General features: G+C 53.5%; 13 protein-coding genes. 8 read left to right on the top strand and 5 right to left on the bottom strand.

Features of this window, described 5'->3' with window-relative positions:
* Positions 1-42 precede the first annotated feature (42 nt).
* From betB to ACJY2G_RS08360, 3 genes are all read left to right on the top strand, one after another.
* Positions 43-1,512 carry a betaine-aldehyde dehydrogenase gene (betB, locus tag ACJY2G_RS08350; protein WP_112289406.1) on the top strand — a complete coding sequence of 490 codons (1,470 nt, stop codon included), beginning with the start codon at positions 43-45 and terminating at the stop codon, positions 1,510-1,512.
* A gap of 24 nt (positions 1,513-1,536) precedes the next feature.
* Positions 1,537-3,222 (top strand): choline dehydrogenase, encoded by a 1,686-nt coding sequence (gene betA / locus ACJY2G_RS08355; RefSeq protein ID WP_112289405.1) that lies wholly within the window; start codon positions 1,537-1,539, stop codon positions 3,220-3,222.
* An 89-nt stretch (positions 3,223-3,311) separates the two neighbouring features.
* Complete coding sequence (locus tag ACJY2G_RS08360; RefSeq protein ID WP_120163929.1) at positions 3,312-3,770, top strand: GNAT family N-acetyltransferase; 459 nt, start codon at positions 3,312-3,314, stop codon at positions 3,768-3,770.
* Between the two features lie 226 nt (positions 3,771-3,996).
* On the opposite strand, the gene ACJY2G_RS08365 is transcribed toward ACJY2G_RS08360, so the two are convergent.
* Entirely contained in the window at positions 3,997-4,929 is a 933-nt protein-coding gene (locus tag ACJY2G_RS08365) for a LysR substrate-binding domain-containing protein (protein WP_439291637.1), read from the bottom strand.
* A 102-nt stretch (positions 4,930-5,031) separates the two neighbouring features.
* Between ACJY2G_RS08365 and ACJY2G_RS08370 the strand changes: the two genes are divergently transcribed.
* Complete coding sequence (locus ACJY2G_RS08370; protein WP_112291477.1) at positions 5,032-5,466, top strand: DMT family transporter; 435 nt, start codon at positions 5,032-5,034, stop codon at positions 5,464-5,466.
* A 3-nt stretch (positions 5,467-5,469) separates the two neighbouring features.
* Entirely contained in the window at positions 5,470-5,922 is a 453-nt protein-coding gene (locus tag ACJY2G_RS08375) for a DMT family transporter (RefSeq protein WP_112291479.1), read from the top strand.
* A 37-nt stretch (positions 5,923-5,959) separates the two neighbouring features.
* Here the strand turns inward: ACJY2G_RS08375 and ACJY2G_RS08380 are convergent, their stop codons facing one another.
* The gene (locus ACJY2G_RS08380; RefSeq protein ID WP_113877510.1) at positions 5,960-6,418 is read right to left on the bottom strand and encodes an RES family NAD+ phosphorylase; all 459 of its coding nucleotides are present in this window, start codon (positions 6,416-6,418) and stop codon (positions 5,960-5,962) included.
* Positions 6,415-6,876: a type II RES/Xre toxin-antitoxin system antitoxin gene (parS, locus tag ACJY2G_RS08385; protein ID WP_112291482.1), complete on the bottom strand. Its 462-nt coding sequence runs from the start codon at positions 6,874-6,876 to the stop codon at positions 6,415-6,417. The genes ACJY2G_RS08380 and parS overlap by 4 nt, the downstream gene beginning before the upstream one ends.
* 351 nt (positions 6,877-7,227) lie before the next feature.
* On the opposite strand from parS, the gene ACJY2G_RS08390 reads away from it, so the two are divergent.
* Positions 7,228-8,115: a nucleoside-specific channel-forming protein Tsx gene (locus tag ACJY2G_RS08390; protein WP_112291485.1), complete on the top strand. Its 888-nt coding sequence runs from the start codon at positions 7,228-7,230 to the stop codon at positions 8,113-8,115.
* Between the two features lie 187 nt (positions 8,116-8,302).
* The gene (locus ACJY2G_RS08395; RefSeq protein WP_112291487.1) at positions 8,303-9,895 is read left to right on the top strand and encodes an ABC-F family ATPase; all 1,593 of its coding nucleotides are present in this window, start codon (positions 8,303-8,305) and stop codon (positions 9,893-9,895) included.
* A gap of 183 nt (positions 9,896-10,078) precedes the next feature.
* Here the strand turns inward: ACJY2G_RS08395 and moeB are convergent, their stop codons facing one another.
* Positions 10,079-10,840 (bottom strand): molybdopterin-synthase adenylyltransferase MoeB, encoded by a 762-nt coding sequence (gene moeB / locus ACJY2G_RS08400; protein ID WP_439291638.1) that lies wholly within the window; start codon positions 10,838-10,840, stop codon positions 10,079-10,081.
* A gap of 2 nt (positions 10,841-10,842) precedes the next feature.
* Complete coding sequence (moeA, locus tag ACJY2G_RS08405) at positions 10,843-12,084, bottom strand: molybdopterin molybdotransferase MoeA (RefSeq protein ID WP_113877513.1); 1,242 nt, start codon at positions 12,082-12,084, stop codon at positions 10,843-10,845.
* A 245-nt stretch (positions 12,085-12,329) separates the two neighbouring features.
* On the opposite strand from moeA, the gene ACJY2G_RS08410 reads away from it, so the two are divergent.
* Positions 12,330-12,563: a DeoR family transcriptional regulator gene (locus tag ACJY2G_RS08410; RefSeq protein WP_013574728.1), complete on the top strand. Its 234-nt coding sequence runs from the start codon at positions 12,330-12,332 to the stop codon at positions 12,561-12,563.
* Positions 12,564-12,631: the final 68 nt, after the last annotated feature.

Here is a 12,631-nt window from a genome sequence, read left to right on the forward strand (position 1 = left end):
CAGGCAGAAAACCTTCAGACCGCACAGACCGAGGAGAGATTTATGTCCCGCTACGGCACGCAAAAACTTTATATCAACGGGCGTTTTCAGGACAGTACCGGTGATGAAACCTTCGATGCAGTGAACCCGGCCAATGGCGACGTGATTGCCACGCTGCCATCCGCCACGCACGCCGATGTCGATCTGGCGGTGAAATCCGCGCAGAAAGGCCAGAAAGTCTGGGCGGCGATGACCGCCATGAGCCGAGCACGTATTCTGCGTCGCGCCGTGGATATTCTGCGTGAACGCAACGACGAGCTGGCGGCTATCGAAACCGCCGATACCGGCAAACCGCTGTCGGAAACGCTGGCGGTGGATATCGTCACCGGCGCGGATGTGCTGGAATATTACGCCGGGCTGATCCCTGCTATCGAAGGCCAGCAAATTCCGCTGCGCGATTCTTCCTTCGTGTATACCCGCCGCGAGCCGCTGGGCGTTGTCGCGGGTATCGGCGCATGGAACTACCCGATTCAGATTGCGCTGTGGAAATCCGCACCTGCGCTGGCGGCAGGAAACGCGATGGTGTTCAAACCGAGCGAAAACACCTCGCTGACCGCACTGAAACTGGCGGAAATCTACACCGAAGCGGGCGTGCCGGACGGCGTGTTCAGCGTAGTCACCGGCGCGGCCAGCGTCGGCCAGGCGCTAACCGATCATCCGGATATCGCCAAAGTCTCGTTCACCGGTGGCGTCAAAACTGGCAAGAAAGTCATGGCCAGCGCGTCGGCCTCCACGCTGAAAGAAGTGACAATGGAACTGGGCGGCAAATCTCCGCTGATCATCTTTGAAGACGCTGATCTCGATAAAGCGGCTGACATCGCCATGATGGCGAACTTCTACAGCTCCGGCCAGGTGTGTACCAACGGCACCCGCGTGTTTGTGCCAAAAGCACTGCACAAAGCGTTTGAAGCTAAAGTTCTGGAACGCGTGAAGCGTATCCGTCTGGGCGATCCGACAGACGAAAACGTCAACTTCGGTCCGCTGGTCAGCTTCGCACACATGGAATCCGTGCTGCGTTACATCGACAGCGGCAAGCGTGAGGGCGCGACGTTACTGACCGGCGGCGAACGCGTGACTTCCGGCGAATACGCGAAAGGCGCTTATGTCGCCCCGACAGTATTTACCGACTGCCGCGATGACATGCTGATTGTCCGCGAAGAAATCTTCGGACCGGTGATGAGCATTCTGACCTATGAAAGTGAAGAGGAAGTGATCCGCCGCGCCAACGATACCGAATACGGCCTGGCTGCCGGGCTGGTGACGCAGGATCTTAACCGTGCGCATCGTGTTATTCACAAACTCGAAGCCGGGATTTGCTGGGTCAATACGTGGGGCGAATCGGCGGCAGAAATGCCGGTCGGCGGTTATAAGCACTCCGGCGTTGGTCGTGAAAACGGCGTCACCACGCTTGAGCATTACACCCAAATCAAATCCGTGCAGGTAGAACTGGGCGAATTCAGCTCAGTCTTTTAATCCGCCGCGACAGAGGAGATTTTAATGGATTACGATTACATCATTATTGGTGCCGGTTCTGCCGGCAACGTTCTCGCCACCCGGCTGACCGAAGACAGCAACGTCAGCGTGTTGCTGCTGGAAGCGGGCGGCCCGGATTATCGTCTGGATTTCCGCACACAGATGCCTGCTGCGTTGGCTTTCCCGTTACAGGGGCGTCGTTACAACTGGGCGTATGAAACCGACCCGGAACCGCACATGAATAACCGCCGTATGGAATGCGGGCGTGGTAAAGGTCTGGGCGGTTCTTCGCTGATTAACGGTATGTGTTACATCCGCGGTAATGCGATGGATTTCGATAACTGGGCGAAAGCGCCGGGTCTGGAAGACTGGAGTTATCTGGACTGCCTGCCGTATTTCCGCAAAGCCGAAACCCGCGATATCGGTCCGAATGATTTTCACGGTGGCGACGGACCGGTCAGTGTGGCGACGCCGAAAAAAGGTAATAATCCGCTATTCCACGCGATGATTGAAGCCGGTGTGCAGGCAGGGTATCCGCGTACCGACGACCTGAACGGTTATCAGCAGGAAGGTTTTGGTCCGATGGACAGAACCGTGACACCGAAAGGCCGTCGTGCAAGTACTGCGCGCGGGTATCTGGATCAGGCCAAACCGCGAGCCAATCTGACCATCGTGACCCACGCGCTGACCGACAGAATTCTGTTTGAAGGCAAGCGTGCCACGGGCGTCAGCTATTTCCACGGTGACGACTACAACGCTAAAACGGCGAAAGCGAAACGTGAAGTGTTGCTGTGCAGCGGCGCGATTGCGTCACCGCAAATTCTGCAACGTTCGGGTGTCGGCGCAGCGGAGCTGCTCAACCGTCTGGAGATTCCGCTGGTTCATGATTTGCCGGGCGTCGGCGAGAATCTGCAGGATCATCTGGAGATGTACCTGCAATACAGCTGCACCCAGCCGGTGTCTTTATACCCGGCCTTGCAGATGCATAACCAGCCCGCGATTGGCGCAGAATGGTTGTTTAAAGGTACCGGTGTCGGCGCGAGCAATCAGTTCGAAGCGGGTGGTTTTATCCGCAGCCGCGAAGAGTTTGCCTGGCCGAATATTCAGTATCACTTCCTGCCGGTGGCGATTAACTACAACGGCAGCAACGCGGTGAAAGAGCATGGTTTTCAGGCGCACGTGGGTTCCATGCGTTCGCCAAGCCGTGGCCGCGTGCAGGTGAAATCGAAAGATCCGCGCCAGCATCCGAGCATCCTGTTTAATTACATGGCAACCGAGCAGGACTGGCACGAGTTCCGCGACGCTATCCGCATCACGCGTGAAATCATGAATCAGCCAGCGCTGGATCCTTACCGTGGTCGTGAAATCAGTCCGGGTGAAAACGTACAGACTGATGAAGAACTGGATGCGTTTATCCGCGAGCACGCCGAAACGGCGTTCCATCCTTCGTGCTCCTGCAAAATGGGTACCGATGAGATGGCGGTGGTGGACGGAGAAGGGCGCGTTCACGGTGTAGAAAGCCTGCGCGTGGTGGATGCCTCCATCATGCCGCAGATAATTACCGGCAACCTGAACGCGACGACGATTATGATCGCAGAAAAGATTGCCGATAAAATCCGCGGGCGTCAGCCGTTACCGCGCAGTACCGCAGAGTATTACACCGCAGGCGATGCACCGGTTCGCACGACACCGCTGAAGAAATCTGCCTGATAAATTGGCTGTAAAACGTGTGTTAAAAAGAGATATTCTCAGGAATATCTCTTTTTTTTGGGCTTTCAGAAAAGGCAGGGTTCTTACTCATGACCGGATCATCATCGCTTCACTGGCAGGATTACCATCACAGCGAACTCAACACAGCACAGCTTTACGCCATTCTGGCATTGCGCAGCGAAGTGTTTGTGGTCGAGCAAACCTGCGTATATCAGGACATCGACGGGCAGGATCTGACCGGTGAAAATCGTCATATCATCGCCTGGCTGGACGGTAAAATAGCCGCCTATGCGCGTATTCTGCGTTCCGATGATGAGGTGGCAATCGGACGGGTGATTGTTGCCCCTTCCGCGCGTGGCCTGAAACTGGGATATCAGCTGATGGAACAGGCGCTGATTTCCTGCCAGAAACACTGGCCGGACGCGCGCGTCGCGATTTCCGCGCAGGCGCATTTGCAGGGGTTCTACGGCCGTCTGGGGTTTGTGGCGTATACGGAGATTTATGATGAAGATGGGATTGCGCATGTGGGGATGGAACTGAATTCCTGATATTGGGTGAAGCGCAAGCTTCAGCATTGTTTTTGTCATTAATACCCCACCCCAACCCTCCCCTTCGCAGGGGAGGGAGCCGATCGAGCCCCTTGCATGGGATATAGCCGATCGGGTTTTACTCATCTTCCTTCGCATGGGATATAACCGATCGGGTTTTACTCCTCCCCCTGCGAAGGGGGAGGCGGGGAGGGGGTATTAATGGCAACTCAGAAGACGGATATGTTTACCTTTCCCAGTATGCCGGACTCCCAAACTTCTCCACCAGAAAATCAATCACCGCCCGTACTTTGATCGAAGGGCGTCGGCTGTTCGGGTACAGCGCCGATATGGTTTGCGGCTCCGGCGACGTCGATACCTGATAGTCTTCAAGCACGCTGACCAGACGACCGTCCCGCAATGCATCGCCTATCAGCCAGGTAGGAAATACAACCAGCCCCATGGCGTCGATCCCCGCCTGTGTCAGGGTTTCTGCATTATTACTGGTCAGTGATCCCCGCAGGTTTAGCGAGCGCCATTCCTGTTCAGGCTGACGGAAATACCAGCGCTGCGAACCGGCAAATCCTTTGAAAACCAGACAACTGTGACTGATTAAATCGTCCGGCGTTTTCGGCGTTCCTGCGCGGGCAAGATACGCCGGACTCGCGGCAAGGCGGAAATTCTGGTGGCCGAGCGTACGCGCCTGCAGGGTGGAATCTGTCATCACGCCGATGCGGATCAGCAAATCCACGCTGTCCTGTAACGGGTCGATGAAATCATCGGTTTGCATCAGTTCAATATTCAGGCGCGGATATCGTGCGTTGAGCTCATGCAGCCACGGCGCAAGGTGGCGCTGGCCAAACACTACGGGAGCATTGATGCGGATCAGTCCGCCGGGTTCGCTGTCCTGTTCCTGTAAATCCAGCGCGGCGAGATCCAGCTGAGCCAGTACCTGACGCGCATGTTCTGCCAGCAGTTTGCCCGATTCTGTCGGACTGACGGCACGCGTATTTCGGTACAAAAGCTGCGTCTGTAACGCCTGTTCCAGTTGTGAAATCACCCGCGATACGGTTGACGGCGACATCGCTTCCCGGCGCGCCACTTCAGAGAAGCTGCCCTGATCCAGTACGGCGACATACAGCCGTAACGCCTGAATATTGATCTGATTAAAACCTTTCATCTGTGCAATTCCTGCAAAGGTATTTTCCTCATTGTGCTGTTTTTCGCATAGTTCTGTCACGCTATAGTCGCCGCCTCTCAAAAAACAAAAAGCAGGGTAAAAATGAATCTGATGTTAATTCCGCTGGTCATTCTGGCGGGGATGGGGCTGTCGCTGGAGGCAGGACTGATTGGTCCGCTGGGAACAGAAGTCGGGCATCTGTGGGCAACACTGAGTATTTTCGGTGTCGGTGCGGTACTGACCGGTTTGCTGGTGCTGTTTTTTAGCCCGCGTAATGCGCCGTCGTTCACAGAACAACCGGGCTGGAAACTGCTGGGTGGCGTGCTCGGTCCCGTGTATGTCGTGGTGCTGACCCTCGCGACACCGGTCATTGGTATCGGCATGACAATGATTGCGATTTTATCAGGGCAGGTGGCGAAAAGTGTGCTGATCGACCATTACGGCTGGTTTGGTACGCCGCATAAGAAAGTCGGCGGTGAACGCCTGCTGGCTCTGCTGTTTATCGTTGCTGCACTTATTCTGATTGCCTGGGGCTGAAACATGACTGAAATGATTATGATTATTCTTGCGATTGTCGCAGGTGCTGCGCTGAGTATGCAGGCGGCAGTCAACGGGCAGTTAGGGGAAAAGGTCGGTGTGCTGAAAAGCGCCTTTCTGACATTCAGCGTCGGCGCAGCAATTACTGCCGTGCTGGTGTTATTCCTGCAAACACCGCAACCGGAAACCTTACTGACGGTACCAAAATGGCAACTTGCGGGGGCGTTATTTGGTGTGCCTTATATCATTGTGATGGTAACTGCCGTCCCGCGTGTCGGTACTGCAGCGGCGACTGTTGCAGTCATCCTCGGACAGCTGAGTATGGGGATGTTGATCGATAATTTCGGCTGGCTGGATAATCCGCAAATTGCGTTGTCATGGCACCGGCTGGCGGCTATTCCCTGCCTGATTATTGCGCTGGCGCTGATATATCGCAGTAACCGGAAAGCGGAATAATCTCTGAAAGTAAAAAGACCCGTTTCTGTAATAGTGGCTATTGCAGGCGCGGGTCAAATATCATCGGCTCGCGTTCTACTGAACTCAGTAAATCGACAAAAGCCGGATGCTGCGGATTCAGCAACACGTTGTATTCCGACGGCACAATGACCGACGGCACTTTCAGCCCGACATAATCACCTTCCTCGAGCCAGGCGTCACCCTGACGTTGTGTGCTGTCCGGCGGCGATGCACTCCGCCAGTCAGATGCCAGTTCGGAAACTTCCAGCGTATCCAGCAGTTCCTCCGGCACTTCAATACTGAGCAAGGTATACGACCGCATCAGCATACTGTTTTGCAAATGCACCAGGATTTCCAGGATCGCCAGCGAAATACTGGTGGTGACATAAACCACCGGTCTGCCCGGCGGATTCCAGCGCCCGCCATAAAGCTGTGCACCTGCGCCCGACCAGGCTGTCGCCAGATGGCGGGTTTGCACGATACGAAACAGCTTCAATTGAAAACACCGTGCTCAAGACGACCAATCAACCGGCTGACTTCCACCGCACCCGCTTCAGAGGACAACAGTTCCAGCGGACGTGAGCCATCCAGTGCCGGAGCAGGGCGGGTAAACCACTCGAGCGCAGCGACACGATCCCCTTCAAACAAATCGGTGGCAGCATCTACGATGCGTACCAGCCGCGCCACTCGCTCGCTCTCTTCACTTTTCAGCAATCCGTTCCCGGCTTTACGACGCGCATAATTACGTTCGTTAATCCCCATTATTTCCAGTAACACCATTTTCGGCCATCCCAGCTCAGTATTAAGACGGCTGATACTATCAACCGGAAATCCCTTTTGTATGGCATTAATCAAACTAATTCCGCTGCTTGCGGGAAGTCCCGCAGATTGCCAAAGCGGGGTTGCAGGTTTTTGCAAAAGGCTGGAAGACAGCCCGGAAATTTTTGAATTCATACTGCGTTCCTCCGTACCGTTATTTGTCATTACTATAGCATGACAAATAACGAATGTTCATTTTATGAACGATGTTTTTTTCTGGCCCCGGATCACGTGAATGAAATAAACCCGAAACATATGTGTGATCAATATCACATTCGGGATGTATCAGAATGAAACAGAAATTGACAAACCTTGACCAAATCTATTTATTAGCTAAGAAAAGTCGACTCTTGTAGGAAGTAACTGGAAATTGCAGGTTTTATGCACTATGTGCAGCAATCGGTTGCGGATCACAGTTTTAGGGTTTGTTTTATGCAACGTCTGAAAGTGGCAAGGCGTTGTCCCACCCCCGCTTCTGGTATAAATATGAAAAATAAAATTATTGCAGCAGGCGCTTTGATGGCTTTGTCCTACAGCGCGACCGTGCTCGCTGATGATAGCAAGGGCGAATTTGTTTCTGACTGGTGGCACCAGAGTGTTAACGTCGTAGGCAGCGCAGATACCCGTTTCGGGCCGACACTGCGTAACGATGTTTACCTTGAATATGAAGCGTTTGCGCACAAAGACTGGTTTGATTTCTACGGCTATATCGATATTCCTAAAACCTTCGGCGCCGGTAACGGTAACGACACCGGTATCTGGGATAAAAACGGTTCTCCGCTGTTTATGGAAATCGAACCGCGTTTCTCTATTGATAAGCTGACCGGCACTGATCTGAGCTTTGGCCCGTTCAAAGAGTGGTATTTCGCGAACAACTATATCTACGATATGGGGCCGGACAGCGAAAACCGTCAGAACACTTGGTACATGGGTCTGGGCACCGATATTGATACCGGCCTGCCGATGAGCCTGTCTCTGAACGTGTATGCAAAATACCAGTGGGAAAACTACAACGCTGCCAACGAAAACAGCTGGGACGGTTACCGTTTCAAAGTGAAATACTTTGTTCCGCTGACACAGTTGTGGGGTGGCAACCTGAGCTACATCGGGTTCACCAACTTCGACTGGGGCTCCTCACTCGGTGATGACGATATGCGTGACGTGAACGGCAACAAAGCACGTTCCAACAACTCTATCGCCTCAAGCCATATTCTGTCCCTGAACTACACGCACTGGCATTACTCGTTCGTGGCGCGTTACTTCCACAACGGCGGCCAGTGGGCTGACGGCGCAGAGCTGAACTTCGGCAACGGTAACTTCGATGTGAAGTCCACCGGCTGGGGTTACTACGGCGTGATCGGCTACAACTTCTGATCCCCGAATCTGACCTGTAAAACCCGGCTTATGTCGGGTTTTTTGTTTTTATTTCCCAACGATCATTGAGTGTGCAGGGAACTTTTTTAGCTATTGCGCGAAAAATGTACACAAGGGGAGGCGATCCCAACGCGCCGTTGTGGCATAATGCGCGCCAAATCACATTTCCCAATTAAGAGCGAGCGTTGTGCTAAGTACTTACAACATCACCATGCAATTCGGCAGCAAGCCGTTATTTGAAAACATTAACGTGAAATTTGGCGGCGGTAACCGTTATGGCCTGATTGGCGCGAACGGTTGTGGCAAGTCCACTTTCATGAAGATCCTCGGTGGCGATTTAGTGCCTTCTGGCGGTAACGTCGTTCTTGATCCGAACGAACGTCTGGGTAAATTACGCCAGGATCAGTTCGCCTTCGAACAGTTCAGCGTGCTGGACACCGTGATCATGGGCCACACCGAATTGTGGGAAGTGAAGGAAGAGCGCGACCGCATTTACGCCATGGCGGAAATGAGCGAAGAAGACGGCTACAAAGTGGCTGATCTGGAAGTCGCTTACGGTGAAATGGACGGCTACAGTGCAGAATCCCGTGCCGGCGAACTGCTGCTGGGCGTAGGCATTCCTGTTGAGCAACATTATGGTCCGATGAGCGAAATCGCGCCGGGCTTTAAACTGCGTGTGCTTCTGGCGCAGGCACTGTTCTCCGACCCGGAAATTCTGCTGCTCGACGAACCGACGAACAACCTGGACATCGATACTATTCGCTGGCTGGAGCAGGTGCTGAACGAACGTAACAGCACCATGATCATCATTTCGCATGACCGTCACTTCCTGAACATGGTGTGTACGCACATGGCGGATCTGGACTACGGCGAACTGCGTGTTTATCCGGGCAACTACGATGAATACATGACGGCGGCAACGCAGGCTCGTGAGCTTCTGACAGCTAATAACGCCAAGAAGAAAGCGCAGATTGCTGAACTGCAATCGTTCGTTAGCCGCTTCAGCGCCAACGCCTCTAAATCTAAACAGGCAACGTCCCGCGCCCGTCAGATTGATAAAATTCAGCTCGATGAAATCAAAGCATCCAGCCGTCAGAACCCTTACATGCGTTTCGAGCAGGACAAAAAACTGTTCCGTAATGCGCTGGAAGTGGAAAAGATCACCAAAGGTTTCGACAACGGTCCGCTGTTTAAAAACCTCGGCCTGATGCTGGAAGTCGGCGAGAAAGTCGCGATTCTGGGTGCCAACGGTATCGGTAAATCGACCCTGCTGAAAACGCTGGTCGGTGAGCATGAGCCTGAAAGCGGTTCAGTGAAATGGTCTGAAAACTCTAAAATCGGTTATTACGCGCAGGATCACGAATACGAATTCGACGATACCCTGAACGTATTCGACTGGATGAGCCAGTGGAAATCCGAGAAAGACGATGAGCAGGCTGTACGCGGTGTGTTAGGCCGTCTGCTGTTCGGTCAGGACGATATCAAGAAGAAAGTGAAAGTGCTTTCCGGTGGTGAGAAAGGTCGTATGTTATTCGGGAAACTGATGATGCAACGTCCAAACATCCTGATTATGGATGAACCAACCAACCACCTTGATATGGAATCCATCGAGTCACTGAACATGGCGCTGGAAATGTACGAAGGAACGCTGATCTTCGTTTCCCACGACCGTGAATTCGTCAGCTCACTGGCAACGCGTATTCTGGAAATGACACCGACCCGTGTGATTGATTTCTCTGGTAACTACGAAGATTACCTGCGTAGCCAGGGCATCAATTAAACCTCGTCATCCTTCAAGCTGTCTCTGCGTTGGCTTTCCTCACAAACCCCGGTCACATACTGATGTATGCTCCCGGGGATTTGTTCAGTTGCCGCCTGGATACAACTCGAATGATTTAGAGGTTCTTATTATTTAAAAACCGCCGCCGATAAAGGCGGTTTTTTTGTGTCTGGATTTACCGATTCAACAATCACCACACACTTCACAATGCGGATCTTTGATCAGTTTCATTTCGCGAAACTGCAACGTCATGGCGTCGAACATCAGCAGTTTTCCGCGTGGGGTTTCGCCAAATTTTGTCAGCAGTTTGATGGTTTCCATCGCCTGCAAGCTGCCGATGGTGCCGACCAGCGGGGCCATGACGCCAGCTTCCACGCAGGTCAGTGCATTTTCACCGAATAACCGGCTCAGGCAGCGATAGCAGGGTTCCTGCGGCTGGTAGGTAAATACGCTGAGCTGACCTTCCATACGGATAGCGGCGCCGGAGACCAGCGGTTTTTTCTGCGCGAAACATTCACTGTTCAGCTGATTACGCGTCGTGACATTGTCGGTGCAATCCACCACCACGTCGCAGGCGGCGATCAGTTCGCGTAATAAATCGTCATCCGCCTGAGCATTTACCTGATTTAAGCGGATGTGCGGATTGATTGCCGCCAGCGCTATGGCGGCGGAGTCGACTTTCGGCATCCCGATCCGCGCGTCAGTGTGCAGCGTCTGGCGTTGCAGGTTTGAGAGCGATACCGTATCGAAATCCAGCAGCGTTAATGTGCCGGTGCCTGCCGCCGCCAGATATTGCGCGGCGGCGCAGCCTAAACCTCCCAGCCCGACAATCAGCGCGTGGCTGGCTTTCAGCTGTTCCTGCGCATCAAAATCAAACCCTTTCAGTACTATCTGGCGGTTATAGCGCAGGGTTTCAGCGTCCGTCAGTTCCGGCAGAGTCGCCATGTTCAGCTCCGCAGCAGCGCGTTAAAAGGCTCGACTTCAACGATTTCGCCAGCCGTAACATTGTCGCGTTCACGCTCAAGCACGATAAAACAGTTAGCCTGGCTGAATGAGCTGAAGACGTGCGATCCCTGATGGCCGGTAGTGCGCACTTCCAGCTGACCTTCTGCATTGGTGCTGAAAATACCGCGCTGGAAATCGAGGCGTCCCGGCGATTTTTTCAGCGGCGTTACGGCTTTCGCTTTCAGACGTGGCGGGAACTGCCAGGCACTGTGACCGGAAAGCTGAGCGATAAATGGCTGAACCAGCTGATAAAACGTCAGTGCAGCCGACACCGGATTACCCGGCAGTCCGCAGAACCAGCTGTCTTTCAGTTTTCCGAAAGCAAACGGTTTGCCCGGTTTCATGGCCAGTTTCCAGAAACCAATTTCGCCCAGTTCGTCCAGCATCTGTTTGGTGTAATCGGCCTCACCGACGGAAACACCGCCGCTGGAAATTACCAAATCGGCAAATTCATTGGCTTCTTCAAACGCTTTACGCAATGCCTGCGGATCGTCGCGGATAATGCCTAAATCCAGCACCGTACAACCGAGTTGCTCCAGCATCAGACGCACGGCAAACCGGTTCGTGTCATAAATCTGGCCTTCCTGCAGAGGCGTACCGACAGGTTGTAGCTCATCACCGGTGGAAAATACGGCGACTTTCAGCGGCTTCCAGACTTGTACTTCAGTCACGCCAAGGGACGCCAGCAGCGGTAATTCTGCTGCACCCAGACGCACGCCAGCAGGCAAAACGCTGTCGCCTTGCTTAATGTCGTCTCCGGTCAGGCGGATATTCTGGCCTTTTTGCGCCGTTGCAGTGAAACGTATCCCCGCGTCTGAAACTTCTGCCTGTTCCTGCATGATCACTGTGTCGGCACCGGCCGGAACCGGCGCACCGGTCATGATGCGGATACAGGTTCCGGCAGGCCATTCGCCATGAAAAGGCGCGCCGGCAAAGGCTTTTCCCGCCACCGGCAGGACGGCACCCTCGTGCAGGTCTTCAATGCGCAGGGCATAACCGTCCATCGCGGAGTTATCAAAAGGCGGGACAAAAATCGGGGAAAGCACCGGTGCCGCAGTAATACGGCCAGCGGCGGTTGCCAGTGGCAGCGATTCGGCATCCTGCGCTGTTTTTTTCGGAACGTAAGCGCGCATTTTATCCAGCGCTTCCTGAAGTGAGATCAAGCCTGCAGTGTTGAATTCCATCAAAATTCCTTAGTGATTCAGCCCGGCCACGCGGGCGTACTCACCGGCGACGGACGGGAAAATGGGGCATGAGCATAGTATGACAGAGAATCGGGACGAACCAAAAATCGCTGAAGGCGTAAAAACTTCGTGGGGATTTCTGAAAAATTGAGATCGATCCCAAAAATACGGATGTAACGCGGTTATCATAGTTACCGTTATTTGTGATTTGTGTCACATATCTGTCATATACACAGGAATAACCGGTGCTTAAAAAAAATCGCCATCAGGCCATCCTTCAGTTGGTAGAACAACATGAAGTGTTACAGGTTAGCGAACTGGCACAATCGCTGGATGTGAGTCTTGAAACGATCCGACGTGATTTGAGTGAAATGCAGGACAAGGGATTGATTTTACGCCGCCATGGACGCGCGCGTCGTCTGGCCGCTCAGCCTGAAACATCCTGGCTAAACAGTTTGCAGCGCTGCCCGCAGCTTTAAAGGCGCAGCTAAATAAGAAAAGGGAAGGCTTTTATGCCTTCCCTTTTTTATGCATGAATTTATGCGTA

It is taken from the genome of Rahnella sp. ATs2 (assembly GCF_051851855.1).
Lineage (GTDB): Bacteria > Pseudomonadota > Gammaproteobacteria > Enterobacterales > Enterobacteriaceae > Rahnella > Rahnella variigena.